Here is a 22082-nt window from a genome sequence, read left to right as displayed (position 1 = left end):
GCTTAATGTGGATGGTAAACAAGACGATAAAATGAAGCTCCATCTCTTATTACAACAAATTAATATGACAGACGATCAATTTGTTGTGCATTTTGAAAATGCATTATTAGAGCGAGTGAGCATTCATCGTAAATCACGTGTTTGGCAATTTAATATCCAATTAGAGAAATTACTGCCAATCGAAATTTATACAGTTTTTACCCAGAGAATACGAGAAGCATTTTCTGCAATTGCGACAATTCAATTGAACATCGTTTGTAAAAATCCAGTAATGGATGAATTGTTAATTGCTGGTTATTGGCCATATGTGATAGAAGAATTACGAGATATGTCACCGCCAATTCGTGAACGATTAACAAGTCAAAAACCGACGATTACAGGTGGTAAACTCACATTCATCTGTATGAATGATATGGAATTACAGACGATGAAAACAAAGTACGGACCACTTATTTCCGATGTTTTCGAAACGTTTGGCTTTCCAAGGCTTGCCGTTGATTTTCAGCTAACCGATGATTTGAACAGTGCTGAGGAAGCACAAAAAGCTTTTCTAATCGAACGTCAAGCAGAAGAGGAAGAGATGGCTCGAAAAGCATTAGAAGACTTGCAAAAGAGAGAGCAAAATCGTAAAGAAAATGACGATGTTCCAACTGGTCCATTCCAATTGGGACCACCTATTAAACATGACGAACCGCTAATGGAAATAAGAAATATTCAAGATGAAGAGCGTAGCGTTATAGTTGAAGGATTTGTTTTTGATACAGAAGTAAGAGAATTACGGAGTGGCCGTTCTTTATTAACGATTAAAATAACAGATTACACGGACTCCATTATTGTGAAAATGTTTTCCCGTAATGAGGAAGACGGTAAGTTAATGTCCTCCTTGAAAAAAGGTTCATGGGTTCGCGCACGTGGCGGTATTCAAAATGATACGTTCGTTAGAGATTTAATTATGATGGCGCAGTCGATTATGGAAATCCCACCAGTGATTCGAAGAGATTTAGCCCCTAATGATCGAAAGCGTATAGAATTACATGCACATACATCAATGAGTCAAATGGATGCAGTTGTTTCGGCTTCAGCATTAGTGGAGCAAGCGGCGAAGTGGGGGCATCCTGCTGTAGCGATTACAGACCATGGCAACGTGCAATCTTTCCCTGAAGCCTATTCAGCCGGTAAAAAGCATGGCATAAAAGTATTGTTCGGTATGGAAGCCAATTTAGTCGATGATGGTGTTCCAATTGCGTACGGTGAACAACATCGTAAACTTGAAGATGATACGTTTGTCGTATTTGACGTAGAGACGACCGGACTTTCAGCTGTTTATAACACCATTATCGAACTTGCCGCGGTGAAGATTAAAAACGGAGAAGTCATTGATACATTTGAACGATTTGCAAATCCGCACGAACCAATCTCTGCCCTTATTACAAATTTGACAGGGATTACGGATGATATGGTAAAAGATGCTCCGGATGTCGATGAAGTCGTTCGAGATTATTATGAATGGATAGGGGACGCTGTTCTGGTCGCGCATAACGCTTCATTTGATATGGGCTTCTTATACGAAGCTTATAAAAAAGCGGGAATCCCAAGCATTACGTACCCAGTAATCGACACGCTCGAACTGGCACGTTTTCTACATCCGGAACTCGGAAATCACAGACTAAATACGTTAGCGAAAAAATACAATATTGAACTGACACAACATCACCGTGCAATTTACGATGCGGAAGCAACGGGGTATTTGTTTATTAAGTTATTAGAAGGTGCAGAGGAAAAAGGGATTACGCATTTAGATGATTTTAATAAACATATTGGAGAAGGCGATACCTATAAACGTGCTAGACCGTCCCACTGTACAATTATTGCGACAGACGATGTTGGGATGAAAAATTTATTTAAGCTCGTATCTTATTCGCATATGGATTATTTTTATCGTGTGCCACGAATTCCACGTTCATTACTTATAAATCACCGACAAGGGTTACTCATTGGCTCAGGATGTTCTAATGGTGAAGTATTTGAAGGGCTTATGCAAAAATCGCCTGAAGAGGTAGAAGAAATTGCGAAGTTCTATGACTATATAGAAATTCATCCGAAAGCTGTCTATTCGCATTTAATTGACTTAGAACTTATCCGTGATGAATGGAATATGGAAGATATAATGCGGAAAATCATTAAACTAGGGAAAACGGTCGATATACCAGTCTGTGCGACAGGAAATGTGCATTATCTCGATGAAACTGATGCGAAGTTTAGAGAAGTTCTCGTTCGCGCGCAGGGCGGGGCAAATCCTTTAAACCGACATTCCTTACCGGAAGTCCATTTCCGAACGACTGATGAAATGCTTAAAGAGTTTTCGTTCCTCGGTGAACAGGTGGCAGAAGAAATTGTCATCGACAACCCTCATGCGATATTAGAAAGAGTCGGAGATGTCAAACCGATAAAAGATGATTTGTATACGCCTGAAATTGAAGGTGCGGATGAAGAAGTTAAGCAATTAACTTATTCAATGGCCCATGAAATTTATGGTGAAGAGTTACCAGAAGTTGTCGTTGAACGGATTGAGAAGGAACTGAAATCCATTATTGGACACGGATTCGCGGTAATTTATTTAATTTCCCATAAGCTTGTAAAACGTTCACTCGACGACGGTTATTTAGTTGGGTCGAGGGGTTCCGTTGGTTCTTCACTTGTTGCGACGATGATGGAAATTACGGAAGTTAATCCACTTCCACCGCATTATGTTTGTCCAACTTGTAAAAAAGCGGAGTTCTTCGATGATGGTTCCGTAAGTTCAGGATATGACTTACCTGATAAAAAATGTCCAGATTGTGATGTATTGTATACGAAAGATGGACAAGATATTCCGTTCGAAACATTCCTAGGTTTCGAAGGTGATAAGGTACCTGATATTGATCTCAACTTCAGCGGTGAATACCAAGCAATTGCGCATAATTATACGAAGGAATTATTCGGAGAAGACTATGTTTACCGTGCTGGAACAATTGGTACTGTTGCAGAGCGTACAGCTTACGGTTATGTAAGAGGGTATATGAATGATAACGGCGTCCATTTCCGCGGTGCTGAAATCGACCGTCTCGTAATCGGGTGTTCAGGTGTTAAACGAAGTACTGGACAACACCCGGGGGGAATAATCGTTGTACCGAATACAAAGGATATCTTTGACTTTACACCCATTCAATTCCCAGCCAATGATTTAAATTCAGCATGGAAAACAACGCATTTCGATTTCCATTCGATAGAAAATAACTTGTTAAAACTAGATATTCTAGGTCATGATGATCCAACAATGATTAGAATGCTCGAAGATTTATCAGGGATTGATCCACTTACGATTCCGCCCGATGATGAAGGCGTCATGAAATTATTTAGTGGCACAGAATCGCTTGGCGTAACACCAGAACAAATTGGTACTAAATCGGGAACGCTTGGTGTGCCAGAGTTTGGAACGCGTTTCGTTCGTCAAATGCTTGAGGAGACGAAACCGACTACATTCTCAGAACTCGTTCAAATTTCTGGTCTTTCTCACGGGACAGACGTTTGGCTTGGAAATGCCCAAGAGTTAATTAAAAACAAAGTCTGTCAGCTCTCTGACGTAATTGGTTGTCGTGATGATATCATGGTTTATTTAATCTACCAAGGGCTGAAACCTGCGACTGCCTTTAGTATTATGGAGTCCGTTCGTAGGGGACGCGGGCTAACGCCTGAATTTGAAGAAGCGATGAGAGCACAAAATGTACCAAATTGGTATATTGAATCATGTAAAAAGATTAAATATATGTTCCCGAAAGCGCATGCTGCTGCATATGTGTTAATGGCACTTCGGATTGCTTATTTTAAAGTCCATCATCCGATTCTTTACTATTCAGCATACTTTACAGTCAGAGCTGCTGACCATGATTTATTGACAGTGACGAAAGGTTCGGCATCGATTCGAGCTAAAATCCAAGAGATTGATGCGAAAGGCCTTGATGCATCACCGAAAGAGAAAAACTTGCTTACGGTATTGGAAATTGCGTTGGAAATGTGTGAACGTGGTTTTTCATTTGCGAAGCCAGATTTATACAAATCGGATGCAACGATATTTGTTATTGATGGAGATAAATTAATACCTCCTTTTAATGCAATTCCATCACTTGGTACGAATGTAGCGCAATCGATTGTCGAAGCAAGGAAAGATGGCGAGTTCCTATCCAAGGAAGATTTACAGCAACGGGGTCGTGTTTCAAAAACAGTCATCGAGTATATGGAAGAACTTGGCTGTCTAGAAGGGATGCCTGACGCAAATCAATTGTCGTTGTTCTAACGCATTGTTTGCAACAACGTTTTACGTATGTTATGATTAAAACAACTTTTGTAATAGTCTTGCGAAAAGAGTGGGATATCCCGCTCTTTTCTGTTGTTCAGCAGTTTTTGAAGAGATGAATTCAACTAAAAACTTAACAATAAGTGTGAATTGGATTGGAAAATAGGTTTATCATGATGGAATCGGTTAAACCTATGAATAACATCGAAATTGTTATCGAAGCTGGCAAGATGTAGTTCACTTTATTAAAATGACATTCATTCTTTAATGGATGAGAAGAACGGAATTCACCTATGCAATGCATGGAGATTTTGCTACACTGACGAAACGCTTAAAATGCTTCAAGAAGACATCTAACGGGAAGAATAGATTTGAGGTCACGAGTTGGATTCAAAAGTTGGACGTATCAAAATTGTAGTGATTACTGGGAGGGATAAAATGACTCAAATTACAAGTGTTGTTGAAAAACTAGTTCAGCCAATTGTAAACGATTTAGCTTTGGAATTAGTCGATATAGAGTTCGTGAAGGAAGGAAATGACTGGTTTTTACGTGTTTATGTAGATACACCAGAAGGCGACATTGATATAGACCAATGTGCACACGTTAGTGAGCGATTAAGCGAAGAATTAGATCGCACAGATCCGATTAGTCAAAATTATTTCTTGGAAGTATCTTCACCAGGTGCTGAAAGACCGTTGAAAAAAGAAGAGGACTTTCAAAATGCAATAGGCCAGTATGTTTATATTAAAACGTATGCCCCTATCGATGGCATGAAAGAATTTGAAGGATATTTACTTTCATACGGTCCTGAAGGTGCAGAAGTAGAAATTCGTATTAAGACTAGAAAAGTAACCGTACTAATTGAACAGAAAAAAATTGCACTTGCGCGATTAGCAATTGACTTTTCCGCATAATGGATTATAGGAGTGATGAACATGAGTAGTGATCTACTCGATGCGTTGACAGCCCTTGAAAAGCAGAAAGGTATTTCAAGAGACGTATTATTAGAAGCGATTGAAGCAGCACTTGTGACTGCGTATAAACGAAATTTCAACCAAGCGCAAAACGTAAGGGTTGATATGAACTCTGATATCGGTTCGATAAAAGTGCTTGCCCGTAAAGACGTCGTTGAAGAAGTTGAAGACGAACGTTTACAAATTTCGTTAGAAGACGCACAACGCATTAATCCTGCTTACGAGTTAGGCGATATCTTAGAAGAAGAAGTGACGCCAAAAGATTTTGGACGCATTGCGGCACAAACGGCAAAACAAGTCGTGACGCAACGTGTGCGAGAAGCGGAGCGCGGCATGATATATGATGAGTACGTCGATCGCGAAGAAGATATTGTAAATGGAATTATTGAACGAACAGATGCAAGAAATCTATATGTAGGACTTGGAAAAGTAGAGGCTGTTTTACCTTTAGGTGAACAAATTCAAGCAGAAACGTATAAGCCGCATGATCGGATTAAAGTATTTATTACAAAAGTCGAACGTACTTCACGCGGCCCACAAGTATTTGTTTCTAGAACGCATCCGGGATTATTACGTCGTCTATTCGAATTAGAAGTTCCAGAAATTTATGAAGGGATTGTTGAAATTAAAACAATCGCACGTGAAGCGGGAGATCGCTCAAAGATTTCTGTTTATACTTCACATGAGGACGTTGATCCAATCGGTTCATGTGTTGGTGCAAGAGGAGCGCGTGTTCAATCCATTTCAACGGAATTAAATGGAGAGAAGATAGATATCGTTGAGTGGTCAGAAGACCCTGTTGTATTTGTAGCAAATGCGTTAAGTCCATCACAAGTGTTAGATGTACAAGTGAATGAGGAGGAACGTTCGACAACAGTTATCGTTCCGGACTACCAACTCTCACTAGCAATCGGCAAGCGCGGTCAAAATGCAAGATTAGCTGCAAAACTTACTGGTTGGAAAATCGACATTAAAAGTGAAGAAGACGCACGTGAATTAGGGATTTATCCGCGTGAATTACCGGCGAATGACCAAGGAGAATTAACCGCATCGTCTTATTATGATGAAGGTGAAATCTATGGAAACGACGAAGAATTACCGGAAGAACCAATTGATTTATATAGAGAAGAAGATTAACTAGAAAGGATGAACACATATGGCGAAAATGAAAAAAGTACCTTTACGTAAATGTGCGGCAACTGGCGAAATGCTACCGAAAAAGGATATGATTCGGATTGTTCGTCCAAAAGAAGGGGAAGTTTCAGTCGATCTAACGGGGAAGAAATCTGGCCGTGGGACCTATGTGTCAAAATCCGAAGAAGCAATCGAATTAGCGCGCCGCAATCGATCGATTCAAAGTCAGCTAAAAGCAGAAGTCCCAGAACAAGTCTATGATGATTTACTTCATGCAGTTCGTCGGGAGTCTATAAAATGAATACATCAAAAAAAATATTACAGTTACTAGGAATCGCGACTAGAGCGGGAAAGATAGTAACAGGTGAAGAGTTAACCGTCCGTGAAATTCAAGCTGGTAAAGTGAAGCTTGTCATCATATCAAATGATGCTTCAGCAAATACGATGAAGAAAATAACGGATAAATGCAATTTTTTTAACGTTGAGAAGCATGTTTTTGGAAATCGAGAAGAACTTGGGCATGCTATCGGAAAAGAATCGCGAGTAGTACTTGCGATAATGGATGCCGGTTTTGCGGGCAAATTCTCCGATTATCTCAATGAATATAACCGGGGGTGATCGCATGACTAAAGTGCGTGTACATGAATATGCGAGACGAGTGAAGAAAACAAGTAAAGAAGTAATTGATGAACTCGGAAAACTAAATGTAAATGTAACAAATCATATGTCTACAATTGATCAAAATGCAATGATAAAACTTGATAAAACTTTTGGTGTGAAAAGAGCAGAACAAGGTGCTGAGAAACAAGCATCCAATAAACCGCGTTCAAATCAAAATAATGATGGGCGAAATAAAACTGAAGGACAGTCACGTCCGGCACAAGCAAGTCAAAATAAACGTCCAGCGACGCAAGGTCAAGGTGCTAAACCAAAAGGTAATCAAAATCGCCCAGCTGCTCAATCAGGTGGCGGGAATAATTCAGCGCGCCCAGGACAAAATCGTGGACAATCTGGTCCAGGTAGACGTGGTGGACGTCCACCTGCACGTGGGATTAACCAAGGTAGACGAAGATACCGTCCAGCTAATCCGGAACCAAAAGTTCAAAAACCATTACCGGAAAAAATCACGTTTTATGAGTCTTTATCCGTTGGCGAACTAGCTCAAAAATTGGGTCGTGAACCATCTGAAATTCTTAAGAAGTTATTAATGCTTGGCGTTATGGCAACAATTAATCAAGAGCTCGATAAAGATACGATTGAATTGCTTTGCTCAGATTATGGCGTAGAAGTAGAAGAAGAGATCCGTGTCGATGTAACAGACCTAGAAGTTTATTTTGAAGAAACAGAAGGCTTAGAGGAAGAACAACCATCAGAAGAAAATATGGTAGAACGTCCGCCAGTCATAACAATTATGGGGCACGTTGACCATGGAAAAACAACACTTCTAGATTCAATTAGAAATACGAAAGTAACACAAGGTGAAGCGGGCGGAATCACACAACATATCGGTGCTTATCAAATTGAGCACGAAGGTAAAAAGTTGACGTTTTTAGATACGCCAGGTCACGCGGCATTCACAACAATGCGTGCACGTGGTGCTTCTATTACAGATATTACAATCCTTGTTGTTGCTGCCGATGATGGTGTTATGCCACAAACAGTGGAAGCGATCAGCCACGCACAAGCAGCTGAGGTGCCAATTATCGTTGCGGTGAATAAAATTGACAAACCGACTGCGAATCCAGATCGTGTTATGCAAGAACTTACTGAACATGGTCTCGTGGCAGAAGACTGGGGCGGAGATACAATATTCGTACCTGTTTCAGCGTTAACTGGTGACGGAATCGATTCATTACTAGAAATGGTTCAACTTGTTGCTGAAGTTGCTGAACTAGAAGCAGATCCGACAATCCGTGCAAGAGGTACAGTTATCGAAGCAGAACTAGACCGTGGACGTGGTTCAGTTGCAACATTGCTTGTTCAAAACGGTACACTTAACGTTGGAGACCCGATTGTTGTTGGGAACACTTACGGCCGTGTGCGTGCTATGATTAACGACTTAGGGCGTCGCGTTCAAAAAGCTGATCCATCAATGCCTGTTGAAATTACAGGGCTAAATGATGTTCCGCAAGCTGGTGATCGTTTTGTTGTCTTCGAAGATGAAAAAACGGCTCGTCAAATTGGTGAATCGCGAGCAGGTGACGCAATTCAAGAACAACGTGATGTTAAAACGAGAGTGACGCTTGATAATTTATTCGATCAAATGAAACAAGGTGAAATGAAAGAGCTAAACCTAATTGTTAAAGCGGACGTTCAGGGTACAGTAGAAGCAATGGCTGCTTCATTGATGAAAATCGATGTTGAAGGGGTCAATGTTAAAATTATTCATACGGGCGCCGGAGCGATTAACGAGTCAGATATTTCTCTGGCAGCTGCATCTAACGCAATCGTAATCGGTTTTAACGTTCGTCCAGATGTAAATGCTAGACGTGCTGCTGAAGCAGAAGGTGTAGAGATTAGATCTCACCGTGTCATTTATCAAGTAATTGAGGAAATTGAATCTGCGATGAAAGGGCTTCTTGACCCTGAATTCGAAGAGAAAATTATTGGGCAAGCCGAAGTTCGTGAAACATTCCACGTCTCCAAAATTGGAACGATTGCAGGAAGTTATGTGACTGAAGGTAAAATCTCACGTGATTCTGGCGTTCGTGTCATCCGTGACAGCATCGTCATTTTTGAAGGTGAACTCGATGCATTGAAACGATTTAAAGATGATGCAAGAGAAGTTACTAGAGGATATGAGTGTGGAATTACGATTAAAAACTATAACGATATTAAAGAAGGCGACGTAATTGAAGCCTTCATCATGGAAGAAATTAAACGGGTATGATTGTATATGCGGAGTGTTCGTTTTTCATTCCAATGGCCGCTTCTTTAAAAGATAAACGTTCAGTTTTAAAGCGGATGATTGATAGGACCAAAAACTCTTACAATGTATCCATAGCTGAAATTGGACATCAAAATCTTTGGCAACGTGCAACGATTGCAATTGTTGCCGTTGCTTCTTCCAAAGAACCAGCTGAAAGAGAAGTAAAACGTGCGATTCGTTTATTGGAATCCAATCCAGAATGGGAAATGACCGAGTATAACATTGATTATTACTGAAGGCGAAACGGGGTGACTAGTCTATGTCAAAACGTGTGAATCGTATTGCAGAACAAATGAAAAAAGAACTTGGTGAAATCATTATTCAAAAAGTGAAAGATCCGAGAATCGGTTTTGTTACAGTTACAGATGTCGAAGTAACAGGTGACCTTCAAAATGCCATTATTTTCATTTCGGTTTTAGGAAATGATAAAGAGAAAGAAGCAACATTAAAAGGTTTAAACAAGGCGAAAGGTTTTATTCGTACCGAAATTGGTAGTCGAATTAGATTCCGTAAAGTACCTGAAATTGACTTCGAATTCGATGAATCTATCGAATATGGAAACAGAATTCAAACATTGCTTACACGAGTAAATAACGAAAATGAATCATAATTAGATGGAGGAAGTCGACGTCCGTGGGGACTTTTCGGCTTCCTCCATTTATATAGAATTGAGGGAATTGCATGAAAGGTATACTGCCACTTTGGAAGGAAAAAGGGATGACATCGCATGATTGCGTCTTTAAATTGCGAAAAATACTCGGCACCAAAAAAGTCGGTCACACTGGAACGCTTGATCCGAATGTGGAAGGTGTTCTTCCAATTTGCATCGGTCAAGCAACAAGAATTGCTGAATATATAACGGATAGCGGAAAAGAATATATCGCAGTGATCTCAATTGGTACATCGACAGAAACTGAAGATGCGGATGGGGCAGTTGTAAAACAAGATACGTCAATGAAAAAAATTAATCGTCAAGAAATTGAAGAGGTCTTACGCGAATTGACGGGGGAAATCACCCAAATTCCTCCAATGTACTCCGCAGTAAAAGTGAAAGGTAAAAGGTTGTATGAGTATGCGCGCAAGGGAATTGAAGTTGAAAGACCAGAGAGAAAAGTGCTCATTGAACAATTAGAATTGCTAAGTAAAGAGACAGATTTCGAAGGCCCTGAAATCACATTTACCATTCGAATTAAGTGTGGAAAAGGGACGTATATCCGCACGCTTGCTGTTCAAATTGGGGAGGTATTAGGATATCCCGCACATATGGCTTCACTCATTCGAACAGCTTCGGGTAATTTCAAACGTGAAGATTGTTTTACACTTGATGAAGTTGCGCATGCCAAAGAAGAAAGTTGCTTAGATGAACAGATTCGTCCAATTGAAGAAGCTTTAAGTGAATTTCATTTTATTGAAGTTGACAATGAAATGTATGGTAAAATAGTAAATGGGCAAGTGTTGCCAATCCATTCAAAATTACAAACAGAATCTAAAATTGTTTTCACTAAACATAACAAAGCATTGGCTGTTTATATCAAACATCCGACAAAAGATGACTTAATGAAACCTGAAAAAATGTTTCCGTTATAGGAAAGTTCAGGGCGCTTAAACTAGAGCACGAGAACAGTAAGTTTAAGGAGGGGGAAACGTGGAGATTTATGAACTAAATTACCCTGATCACGTTTCAATAGATAAAGAAGGTCAATACTCGCTTGCCATCGGTTTTTTCGATGGGTTACATAAAGGGCATCAAACTGTTATTCAAAAAGCAATCGATAAAGCAAGAGAACTTGAGATTCAATCAGCAGTGATGACATTTAATCCACACCCATCCCATGTGCTTGGTGATGGCAAGAATAAGGTGGGGTATATTACGCCATTTGAAGAGAAGGCAACAGTGCTTCGCTCCCTCGGTGTAGATGTATTATTTGTCGTGAAATTTGATAAGGCTCTAGCTTCTCTTTCTCCAGAACAGTTTGTTGAAGTGTTTATTAAGAAGTTAGGCGTCAAACATGTAACGGCCGGTTTTGATTATTCCTTTGGTGCAAAAGGTGCTGGAACGATGCATGATATGGAGCGTTTATCTAATGATATGTACGAGACGACGATTGTTGGTAAGGTGATTGATCAAGAAGACAAGGTTTCGTCTACACGTATTAGAATTTTATTGTCAGAAGGAAAAGTGGAAAAAGCCGCCATTTTACTTGGAAGAAACTTTCGGACAATTGGTACGGTGGTACACGGAGAAAAGAATGGGCGAAAACTTGGATTTCCAACTGCTAATATTTTACCGCCTGAAGACTCAATTCTTCCCCTAAATGGTGTATATGCGGTTCAAATCATGATTGATGGTAAAAAGTATGACGGTGTTTGTAATGTTGGCGTAAAGCCGACATTCGAAAAAGGACAGCAACAAACAACCGTGGAAGTACATATATTGGATTTTGAAGAAGATATATACGGGAAAGCTGTTGCAGTTGAGTGGATATATTTCATACGCCCCGAGAAGAAATTTGACTCTTTTACTGCACTCATTGAACAGATAAGTAGAGATAAAGAGCGTGCTAAAGAAATGTTATTGGAACGTTAACGGTTTCCTTTACATTGAAAAATAGACATGTTATGATAAATTGGTACTGATAAAGGTACGAACCGTTTCTTGGCATAACGCATCACCAACGTATGCGAGGAGATTGGGGATATTTTGTATAGGAGGTGAAAAGGATGGCTATTACACAAGAGCGTAAAAATGAGTTGATTGAAGAATTCAAAACTCATGAAAACGATACTGGATCTGCAGATATTCAGATCGCTATCCTTACTGAAGAGATTAACAACCTGAACCGCCATTTATCTACTCATAAGAAAGACCACCATTCACGTCGTGGACTTATGAAAATGGTTGGAACACGCCGTAAACTTCTAAAGTACTTACGTAACAATGAAGTTGAGCGTTACCGTAATCTTATCGCTAAACTCGGTCTACGCCGATAATAAGATGACTACTTAAAAGCGGGCATTGCCCGCTTTTTATTATTCTGAAGAGAAATGGATAATTATAACATAAAGCGGTTAGATGATAAATGTTAAGGAACAGAAGAGTAAAAAGTTGAATTTGAGATAATATAAGTAGGCAGCTAAGAATTATGCAAACTTAAACATATGGTCTGGGTATAAATGCTTGGATTGTTATCGTTTTCAGCTACAAATATTTAGCATCATCCCGCCTTATTTGGTACACTACAATTAATACATACAACGTATGATATCTAGTTTGTTGATAAATGGAAAGGGGTTCACTCATGACAGAACAAAAGAAAGTTTACACGCTCGAATGGGCTGGTAGACAATTGGTCGTTGAAACTGGCCAATATGCAAAACAAGCAAATGGCGCTGTCCTAATCCGTTACGGAGATTCCACAGTGCTCTCAACGGCGACAGCTTCAAAGGATTCTAGAGGTCTTGATTTCTTCCCGTTAACGGTGAATTATGAAGAGCGTCTTTATGCTGCTGGGAAAATACCAGGTGGTTTTATTAAACGAGAAGGCCGTCCGTCAGAAAAAGCAGTTTTAACGAGTAGACTGATTGACCGACCAATTCGCCCTTTATTTGCAGAAGGTTTTCGTAATGACGTACAAGTTATCTCGTTAGTCCTATCTGTAGATAATGACAGTTCACCTGAGATGGCTGCGATGATAGGTTCATCTTTAGCATTATGTGTGTCAGATATTCCATTTGAAGGCCCGATTGCAGGTGTTCAAATTGGCCGTATTGATGGAGAGTTTATTGTAAATCCTACGTTAGAACAGCAAGAGCAAAGCGATCTCGATCTCATTGTTGCTGGAACGAAAGACGCAATTAACATGGTTGAAGCTGGTGCATCTGAAGTGACGGAAGATGTAATTCTAGAGGCAATTATGTTTGGGCATAATGAAATTATTCGTTTAGTTGAGTTCCAAGAGATGATTGCTGCTGAAGTTGGAAAAGAGAAAATGGAAGTTCCACTCTTTGAAATAGATGAAGCGTTGAAAACTGAAATTGAATCGGCTTATGGAACTCGTTTAACAGACGCGATCCAAACGAAAGAAAAGCATGAGCGTGAAGATGCGATTGAAGCGGTAAAAGCGGAAGTTGTCGAGAAGTATGAGGCAGCAGAAGCAGACGAAGAAACAATGAAGCAAGTTAAAGCAGTATTATCTGAACTCGTGAAAGAAGAGGTTCGTCGACTGATTTCTGATGAAAAAGTACGCCCAGATGGCCGTGCACCTGAAGAAATTCGTCCGCTAGAATCTCATGTCGGCATGTTGCCAAGAACGCATGGTTCGGCTCTGTTTACACGCGGTCAAACGCAAACATTAAGTGTATGTACATTAGGAGCATTAGGGGAAGTTCAAATCATTGATGGTTTAGGTCTTGAAGAGTCTAAACGTTTTATGCATCATTATAATTTCCCGAACTTTAGTGTAGGGGAAACTGGCCCAATTCGTGGACCAGGTCGTCGAGAAATTGGACACGGTGCATTGGGAGAACGAGCGCTTGAAGCTGTTTTACCAGATGAAGCTGAATTTCCATATACAATGCGCCTAGTAGCAGAAGTTCTTGAGTCTAATGGTTCTTCTTCTCAAGCATCTATTTGTTCATCTACAATGGCGATGATGGATGCAGGGGTTCCGTTGAAAGCACCAGTTGCGGGTATTGCGATGGGACTTGTTAAGAGAGACGAGAATTATTCAATCCTTTCAGATATTCAAGGGATGGAAGATGCACTCGGTGATATGGACTTTAAAGTAGCAGGAACAGAAAAAGGAATTACTGCACTTCAAATGGATATTAAAATCGAAGGACTTTCACGTGAAATTCTTGAAGAGTCTTTGACGCAAGCAAAAATTGGACGTTTGCATATTCTTGAACATATGAATTCGGTTATTGAAAGTCCACGTGAAGAGCTATCAGAATTCGCGCCTAAAATTGTGAAAATCCAAATTAATCCAGATAAAATCCGTGATGTTATTGGACCTGGCGGTAAAGTAATTAATAAAATTATTGAAGAAACAGATGTGAAAATCGATACAGAACAAGACGGAACGATTTACATTTCTTCTTCAAATAGCGAAATGAACCAAAAAGCAAAAGAGATGATTGAAAATATCGTTCGCGAAGCAAAAGTAGGCGAGTATTACTTAGGTAAAGTTAAACGTATTGAAAAGTTTGGTGCTTTCCTAGAAATATTCCCTGGTAAAGATGGACTACTTCATATTTCTCAAATTGCGGAAGAGCGAACAAAAGCAGTTGAAGATGCCTTGAAAATGGGTGACGAACTTCTTGTAAAAGTTATCGAAATCGATAATCAAGGACGCGTCAACTTATCAAGAAAAGAAGTATTAATTGAAGAGAAAAAAGCAGCAGAAAAAGAAGGTAAATAATTATAGTTAACGCAACATTTAAGGCCTAATCGTAAGGCCTTTTTTTATCGCATAAATATAGAAAAGCCAATTGTTGATGTATGCGGAGGTATGGCATTCCAAATAGCCTATACATCATCTTTACACATATGGCAAAATAGGATTGTCCAATGCCTTTGATAGTTGAAAGGGGGAGTTTGTATGGTCAAAAAAAGCGTATGCACAAATGGTGTACGAATTGTTCATGAATATATGCCGCATGTTCGTTCGGTCGCGTTAGGGGTTTGGATTCAAGCGGGTTCAAAAGATGAATTGAAAGAAGAAGCGGGCTTGGCTCATTTCATTGAACATATGCTGTTCAAAGGAACTACGAGTAGAACTGCCAAAACGATTGCTGAAGAGTTTGACCGGATTGGCGGTGAGTTAAATGCATTTACTTCTAAAGAAGCGACTTGTGTTCATACAACGGTATTAAAAGAGCATGCAGAAAATGCATTAACTATTTTAGAAGACATGCTTTTACATTCGAAATTTGATAAAGAAGAAATAGCAAAAGAAAAATTAGTGATCTTAGAAGAAATAGCGATGTGTGAAGATACTCCGGATGATGACGTACATGAACAATTATGGAAAACGATGTATCCCGATCACCCGATAGGCAAGCCGGTTTTAGGGACAAAACAATCAGTTCTTAAATTTACCAAGCAATCTATTCAAAGCTTTATGAATCGATTGTATAGGCCTGAGAATATCGTGATTTCAATCGCTGGAAATTATGATGAAACCCTCATCAGTTCTGTTGAACGGTTATTTGGCGCCTTTAAAAGCGTGTATGCAATACAAAAAGGACCCACGAACATAGCTCCTGCATTTCATTCAAATGTGTCTGTAAAGGAAAAAGATATCGAACAAGCTCATCTTTGTTTAGGATTCCCATCGTTATCCATTCAAGATGAACGGAAATATGAATTAGCGATTGCAGATTGCATCATTGGCGGTGGGATGTCTTCTAGATTATTTCAAGAGGTTCGCGAGGAGCACGGGCTTGCTTATTCCATTTATTCTTATTATTCGTCTTATGAGGAGGCGGGGTCATTTATTATATATGGGGGAACCTCGCCAGAAAATTTGGAGGCATTACAAAACACGATTCAATCAGTTATTCAAACTTTATTATCAGAAGGCATTCTTGAAGAAGAATTGGAGAATGCGAAACAGTCTGTGATCACTGGCTTTTTATTAGGACTTGAGAGTACTGAATCACGTATGTCGCGTAATGGTCATCAAGAACTTTTATTACAATCTAATTTAAATGTAGAAGAAGTTGTTACTAAAATAACTGGCGTCACAAAATTAAATGTGGAAAAAATGATCGCTTATCTATTTTGTAAGAAGCCGGCTATCTCAATAATTACGCCACCCACACGCTAGAAATTGAACTTCGTTAACAATCTTTTCGGATTCTAGTCATATATTGATAAAAAGAAGAAGAGAGGAGAATGAAGTTGTTACTATCGGAACTTGCACAAAAAGAATTAATACAAGTGAAAGATGGCGTACGTTACGGACTTCTCGCGGATACGGATTTAATTTTTAATGGAGAAACTGGAGAAATTATTGGATTAGAAATTAAAAAAAGAACGGGGCTGTTTGGGTTTAAAAATGATGCTTCTGAGGAGTTTATTCCATGGGAAGAAATTGTTTTGATTGGTGAGCATCGCATTCTTTTTGGTAAAACAAGTCGGATGGATGAGGTTTATTTAGATGAGTAATCAAAAATGGTTATTTATTGGCACAGATGAACGACTCAATGTGTGTAAAAACTTAATGAGTGGGGACGGATATGACTGCCGAATTGTGCAAACGGATCATTATTCTGAGGAATTAAGTAATGAAATCATTCATTTTCAACCAAATCATATTGTTTTTCCGATTTTACAAATGACAGGAACCATTCCAGTTGAATTACTAAAAAACAAACCGACATTGTATACGGGGGTTACATCAACGGAATGGTTGAAGTCTTTTCAAGAGGCGGGTTTATCCATCCATTCCTATTTGAAGGAAGAATTATATATATGGGAAAATGCACATATCACCGCCGAAGCTTTTTTGAAAGAATTTTATATGGAAACGGACCGAACAATTAGAGATAGCCTATTTCTCATTGCAGGTTTCGGAAGAGTTGGAAAAATGGTTGCTGAGATGCTTCGCGGTGTCGGCGGGCGCGTAATGGTTGTTGCTCGTGCGGAGGCACAACTTGCGGAGGCAAAAATGCTTGGCTATCAAATTGCTTCGATTGCAGAAGATTTACCATTGGAAGGTGCGTATTTGGTTAATACAATCCCAGCTAAATGGTTAAAAATTGGAAACCAGCAACCCCGCTTCATCTTTGATCTGGCATCAGCACCGGGCTGCCTAGCTGAAACGGAAAATGTTGAATATTATACATTACTCCCTGGTCTGCCGGGGAAGCATTTTCCGTTTGATGCAGCAAATGCTTTAAGAGATGCGCTCAAACGGATAAACCGAAGATGAAAGGGGAAATAAATGTTACAAGGAAAGCGGATTGGCCTTGGAATAACCGCCTCACATTGTACGTATGAAGAAGTGATTCCCATGATAGATTCTTTAAAAGATGCAGGTGCGACGGTAGTTCCGGTCATTACACATTCAGTTCTTACTGCTGCTACTAGATTTGGAACCGGAGAGGAATGGATTGAAAGGATTGAAAAGGCAACTGGCGAAAAGGTCATCTCGACCATTGTAGGTGCTGAACCTTTTGGACCAAGTACGCCCGTAGATTGTATGATTATTGCCCCGATTACAGGAAATTCCCTTAGTAAATTTGCAAATGCTGCAACAGATTCACCAGTGTTAATGGCGGCGAAAGCCACATTACGAAATGGTAGTCCTGTCTTATTAGGAATTTCCACGAATGACGCACTCGGGTTAAATGGGCCGAATATTATGAAACTCCTTAATATGAAAAATGTCTTCTTTATTCCATTTGGTCAAGATGACCCATTCAAAAAACCAAACTCCCTTATCTCTGATTTTACCCGCATGGTACCAGCCGCAGAAGCCGCTATTAGAAAAGAGCAATTACAGCCACTATTAATAATTCACGAAGAAAAGTGAAGGTTCTTACACGCTAGAGTCATACTTATGATATAATCTTTCCAATACTACTGCATAGATGCTGAAAGGGAGATTTAGAATGGGTAAAGTGAATGTAGCGATTGTTGGTGCAACAGGAGCGGTTGGGACAAAAATATTAGAAAAATTACTTGAAAGAAATTTTCCTTCAAGTTCAATAAAGTTGCTTGCTTCAAAAAGATCGGCAGGAAATGAAGTAGAAGTAGGCGGAATGCAATTTGTTGTTGAAGAAACTGTTCCAGAAGCATTTGATGGAGTAGATATTGCATTTTTTAGTGCAGGCGGTAAAATTTCTGAAATGTTTGCACAGGAAGCAGTAAAACGCGGAGCAGTCGTAATAGATAATACGAGCGCTTTTCGGATGGTTGAGGATATTCCACTTGTCGTACCAGAAGTGAATTTAGATGCACTTCGTCAACATAACGGAATTATTGCCAATCCAAACTGTTCTACGATTCAAATGGTCGCAGCATTGGAGCCAATTCGAGAAAAGTTTGGTTTGAAACGAATTGTCGTGTCAACGTATCAAGCTGTTTCAGGAGCAGGTGCAGAAGCGATTGATGAGTTACATGCGCAATCTGACCAACTGGAAGGTCGTGCAGAAATTGAAGGGAAATTATTACCCTCAGCTGCAGGGAAAAAACATTATCCAATCGCATTTAATGCAATTCCACAAATTGACGCTTTTGACGCTTCAGGATATACACTTGAAGAACTGAAAATGATGAACGAGACGAAAAAGATATTCAATATGCCGAAGTTGCAAGTTTCTGCAACGTGCGTACGTCTCCCTATCGTAACTGGGCACTCAGAATCTTTATATATAGAAGTAGATCAAGAAAATGTAACAGTTGAAGAAATACGAGATGTCCTTAGTCATGCGAAAGGTATTGTTTTGCAAGACGATGTAGATACTCAAACATATCCGATGCCTTTATTTGCGGAAGGAAAAGACGATGTGTTTGTAGGTCGTATTCGAAAAGATCCAGATGTTTCTACTGGCTTCCATTTATGGGTTGTGTCGGATAATTTATTGAAAGGGGCCGCTTTAAACTCTGTTCAAATAGCGGAAAGCCTTGTTGAGATAAAAACATCTATATGATTTGAAAAGGAAGGATAAAATGGAACTCGGACGAATATCAACGGCGATGGTCACCCCTTTTTCACAAACAGGAGACATTGATTTTGAAAAAACTGCTCAGTTAATTGAACACCTTATAGAGAATAGCTCGGACTCATTAGTTGTTTGTGGAACGACTGGCGAATCTCCTACTTTAACAAGAAAAGAAATGGAAGAGCTGCTCACGTTTACTGTGAAAAGAGTGAATGGTAGAATTCCGATTATAGCGGGGACAGGAAGCAATTCGACGGCTGGCTCTATAGGAGCGACAAAGCTCGCTGAAAAGTGCGGAGTGGATGGAATTATGCTTGTGACACCTTACTATAACAAGCCGGACCAAAAAGGTTTGTTCGCACATTTTTCGACCATTGCCAATGAGACCGAGTTGCCAATCCTTTTATATAATATTCCGGGACGTTCAGTCATTAATATGCTGCCGGCAACGACCATTGCGTTATCGAAAATAAAAAACATTCGTGCGATCAAGGAAGCGAGTGGGGATCTGGCGCAAATGGCTGCAATTATTAGTGGTACTGACGATGAATTTAAGGTCTACAGCGGTGATGATGCATTGGCATTGCCATTGCTTGCAATTGGTGGAGATGGGGTTGTTTCTGTTTCTTCTCATATTGTAGGGAATGAAATGCAGAAAATGATTGCCGCACATTTGGAAGGACGTACGGCTGTGGCGGCAACAATGCACCGCACCCTTTTGCCATTATTTAATGCATTATTTACAGCGCCGAATCCAGTACCTATTAAATATGCGCTTAAAGTGTTTGGGGTAGATGTAGGTGAAGTGAGACTACCGTTAGTAGGATTAGAAGATGAAAACGATGTGAATCAAGCTATTAAGAACTTTCAAAGTTCGAAACGGATTTTTATTTAAGGAAAAGCCGGTTAAAAATGAGACCGGCTTTTTTTGTTTTCTAGCTTCAGGTGGCAACCGCTCGGGTCATAAGCAAACTGTCTATGTGGCAAAGTTCGCCACGTCGACAGTTCGACTTATGCCTGTAGTGATTAGCTTCCTTTATTCTAAAAATACATAAAATAAAATCGCTGTCTTCTTTAACTTTTATATTTGTACCAAAACGATTCGTCACGTATAATGAAAAATAGCTGAACTGGCCGGGAAGTAGAATTAGGAGGAAAAAAATTGACAAAAATAAAAAACGAATGTATTAGAATCATTCCCCTCGGAGGGGTAGGGGAAGTTGGAAAAGCGATGTATGTCGTAGAAATTGACGATGAAATGTTTATCGTAGATTCGGGGCTTATGTTTCCGGAAAGTGAAATGCTAGGAATCGACATTGTCATACCTGACCTTACATACGTTGAAGAAAATAAGGAACGTGTAAAAGGAATATTTTTAACGCACGGACATGAGGATGCGATTGGCTCACTAGCGTATTTATTACAAGTTGTACAAGCACCTGTTTATGGTTCGAAATTAACGTTAGCGTTAGCAAAAGAGCATTTGAAAGATATGCCTGCGCCGTATCCGATTCGATTTTTTGAAGTGACGAATAGAAGCCGCATGAATTTTAATCGTACACATGTGACTTTTTTCAATACGACGCACAGCATTCCAGATTCTCTTGGTATTGTGTTCAATACGAGTGAGGGTGCGATTGTTCATACAGGCGAGTTTAAATTTGACCAATCCGCAAAAGGAAAATATCGTCCTGACATTGGTAAAATGGCAAACTTAGGGGAGAAAGGCGTCTTTATTTTAATGTCTGATTCCTCAGAAGCTGAGCGTCCTGGCTACACAACTTCTGAATCAGTCATTGAAACACATCTCTCTAAGACATTTCATGAAGCAAAAGGACGTATTCTTGTTGCACTTTATGCTTCTAACTTTATTCGAATTCAGCAAGTATTCGATAAAGCGTTTGAATCAGGGAAAAAAGTTGCTGTTGTAGGAAAGAGTCTTGAAAGCTATTTCGAAGTTGGCATGAACCTTGGGTATTTAACAATTGAAGATGATGTCGTTATTCCGGTACAAGAGCTAGATAAGTATGAAAACGATGAGGTTGTCATAATCGTCACGGGGAATAAAGGTGAACCATTAGATGCCCTGGAAAAAATTGTGCGCAACCATCACAAAGATATTAAAATTAACGACACTGATACAGTGCTCATTACATTTACACCGTCTCCGGGAATGGAAGTATCCATGTATGAGACGATGAATCAACTTTCTAAAAAAGGTGCAAGGGTTTTAACTTCAAGTAGAAAAGTGCATGTCTCCGGACACGGAAGTCAAGAAGACCTGAAATTAATGTTAAATTTAATGCAGCCTAAATATTTTATCCCAATCCAAGGGGAGTATCGTATGTTGATTGCGCATTCAAAACTTGCGCAACAAACAGGTATTAAAAAGACTAGTATTTTCATCGCAGATAAAGGCGATATTGTAGAGTATAAAAATAATAAAATGCGCATGAGTGGCCGCGTCCAAGCTGGGAATGTCCTAATAGATGGAATCGGAGTTGGAGATGTAGGAAATATTGTTTTACGGGATCGAAAACTTTTGTCACAAGATGGAATTTTCACGGTTGTCATTACACTGAATCGTAAACAAAAGCGAATTGCAGCAGGTCCTGAGATAGTGTCTCGAGGATTTGTCTATGTTCGTGAATCGGAAGAATTGTTAGAAGAAGCGAGAAAGCTTGTTCGAAAAATAGTTGACAAACATGTGACTAAGAAGTCGTTTGAGTGGACAGGGATAAAGACAGAGATTCGTGATACATTAAGTTCTTACTTGTACCAACAGACGAAAAGAAGACCGATGATCATTCCTATTATTATGGAATATTAACAGATTTAGAACATGCCGAAGGGTTTCCTTGCCGTCTAACCGGCGGGAAATCCTTTTTGTTTAGTGAAGAAATGTTGAGTGAATTTATAATTGCTAATTTTAAATGAGGGTGTCTCTGTTGATTGTAGTGGAGGGCGGCGACTCCAGTGGGATTAGCCGGACAGGTAAGACCCCACAGGGAGCGAAGCGACTGAGGAGGCTTACCGCCG

The 22082-nt window shown here is 39.7% G+C and carries 19 protein-coding genes; all 19 read left to right on the top strand.

The genetic code is table 11. The features are described 5' to 3' along the window. Positions 1–7: 7 nt before the first annotated feature. The 19 genes from BI350_RS12305 (at position 8) to BI350_RS12215 (ending at position 21873) form a co-directional block, all read left to right on the top strand. On the top strand, positions 8–4333 hold the full coding sequence (locus BI350_RS12305; RefSeq protein WP_155767530.1) for a PolC-type DNA polymerase III: 4326 nt from the start codon (positions 8–10) through the stop codon (positions 4331–4333). A gap of 438 nt (positions 4334–4771) precedes the next feature. Further along, entirely contained in the window at positions 4772–5248 is a 477-nt protein-coding gene (gene rimP / locus BI350_RS12300) for a ribosome maturation factor RimP (protein WP_075528390.1), read from the top strand. Between the two features lie 21 nt (positions 5249–5269). Then, the gene (gene nusA / locus BI350_RS12295) at positions 5270–6445 is read left to right on the top strand and encodes a transcription termination factor NusA (protein WP_075528389.1); all 1176 of its coding nucleotides are present in this window, start codon (positions 5270–5272) and stop codon (positions 6443–6445) included. A gap of 19 nt (positions 6446–6464) precedes the next feature. Continuing rightward, positions 6465–6743: an RNase P modulator RnpM gene (rnpM, locus tag BI350_RS12290; protein WP_075528388.1), complete on the top strand. Its 279-nt coding sequence runs from the start codon at positions 6465–6467 to the stop codon at positions 6741–6743. Beyond that, complete coding sequence (locus BI350_RS12285; protein WP_075528387.1) at positions 6740–7060, top strand: YlxQ family RNA-binding protein; 321 nt, start codon at positions 6740–6742, stop codon at positions 7058–7060. The genes rnpM and BI350_RS12285 overlap by 4 nt, the downstream gene beginning before the upstream one ends. A 4-nt stretch (positions 7061–7064) precedes the next feature. Further along, a complete protein-coding gene (gene infB / locus BI350_RS12280; RefSeq protein WP_075528386.1) occupies positions 7065–9332 on the top strand; it encodes a translation initiation factor IF-2 in 2268 nt (755 codons plus the stop codon). Next, on the top strand, positions 9329–9607 hold the full coding sequence (locus BI350_RS12275; protein ID WP_075528385.1) for a DUF503 domain-containing protein: 279 nt from the start codon (positions 9329–9331) through the stop codon (positions 9605–9607). Before infB ends, BI350_RS12275 begins: the two co-directional genes overlap by 4 nt. A 23-nt stretch (positions 9608–9630) precedes the next feature. Further along, positions 9631–9981 carry a 30S ribosome-binding factor RbfA gene (gene rbfA, locus BI350_RS12270; RefSeq protein WP_075528384.1) on the top strand — a complete coding sequence of 117 codons (351 nt, stop codon included), beginning with the start codon at positions 9631–9633 and terminating at the stop codon, positions 9979–9981. A gap of 71 nt (positions 9982–10052) precedes the next feature. Continuing rightward, the gene (gene truB / locus BI350_RS12265; RefSeq protein ID WP_075528383.1) at positions 10053–10958 is read left to right on the top strand and encodes a tRNA pseudouridine(55) synthase TruB; all 906 of its coding nucleotides are present in this window, start codon (positions 10053–10055) and stop codon (positions 10956–10958) included. Positions 10959–11016: 58 nt separating this feature from the next. Then, the gene (locus BI350_RS12260) at positions 11017–11958 is read left to right on the top strand and encodes a bifunctional riboflavin kinase/FAD synthetase (RefSeq protein WP_075528382.1); all 942 of its coding nucleotides are present in this window, start codon (positions 11017–11019) and stop codon (positions 11956–11958) included. 134 nt (positions 11959–12092) lie between these two features. After that, on the top strand, positions 12093–12362 hold the full coding sequence (gene rpsO / locus BI350_RS12255; protein ID WP_075528381.1) for a 30S ribosomal protein S15: 270 nt from the start codon (positions 12093–12095) through the stop codon (positions 12360–12362). Positions 12363–12670: 308 nt separating this feature from the next. Further along, positions 12671–14791 carry a polyribonucleotide nucleotidyltransferase gene (gene pnp / locus BI350_RS12250; protein ID WP_075528380.1) on the top strand — a complete coding sequence of 707 codons (2121 nt, stop codon included), beginning with the start codon at positions 12671–12673 and terminating at the stop codon, positions 14789–14791. A gap of 180 nt (positions 14792–14971) precedes the next feature. Next, positions 14972–16201 (top strand): M16 family metallopeptidase, encoded by a 1230-nt coding sequence (locus BI350_RS12245; protein WP_075528379.1) that lies wholly within the window; start codon positions 14972–14974, stop codon positions 16199–16201. 68 nt (positions 16202–16269) lie between these two features. Then, entirely contained in the window at positions 16270–16542 is a 273-nt protein-coding gene (locus tag BI350_RS12240) for a YlmC/YmxH family sporulation protein (RefSeq protein ID WP_342672181.1), read from the top strand. Continuing rightward, a complete protein-coding gene (locus BI350_RS12235; RefSeq protein ID WP_075528377.1) occupies positions 16535–17308 on the top strand; it encodes an NAD-binding protein in 774 nt (257 codons plus the stop codon). Before BI350_RS12240 ends, BI350_RS12235 begins: the two co-directional genes overlap by 8 nt. 12 nt (positions 17309–17320) lie before the next feature. Continuing rightward, positions 17321–17911: a dipicolinate synthase subunit B gene (locus BI350_RS12230; RefSeq protein WP_075528376.1), complete on the top strand. Its 591-nt coding sequence runs from the start codon at positions 17321–17323 to the stop codon at positions 17909–17911. Between the two features lie 79 nt (positions 17912–17990). Continuing rightward, entirely contained in the window at positions 17991–19031 is a 1041-nt protein-coding gene (locus BI350_RS12225) for an aspartate-semialdehyde dehydrogenase (RefSeq protein WP_075528375.1), read from the top strand. Positions 19032–19050: 19 nt separating this feature from the next. After that, complete coding sequence (gene dapA / locus BI350_RS12220) at positions 19051–19938, top strand: 4-hydroxy-tetrahydrodipicolinate synthase (protein ID WP_075528374.1); 888 nt, start codon at positions 19051–19053, stop codon at positions 19936–19938. Positions 19939–20205: 267 nt separating this feature from the next. Then, a complete protein-coding gene (locus BI350_RS12215) occupies positions 20206–21873 on the top strand; it encodes a ribonuclease J (RefSeq protein WP_075528373.1) in 1668 nt (555 codons plus the stop codon). The last annotated feature ends 209 nt before the right edge of the window (positions 21874–22082 follow it).

Origin of the sequence: Sporosarcina ureilytica (assembly GCF_001753205.1) — a bacterium.
Lineage (GTDB): Bacteria > Bacillota > Bacilli > Bacillales_A > Planococcaceae > Sporosarcina > Sporosarcina ureilytica.
Note: the sequence above shows the minus strand (reverse complement) of the source record. Positions and strands in the feature narration are given on the sequence as shown.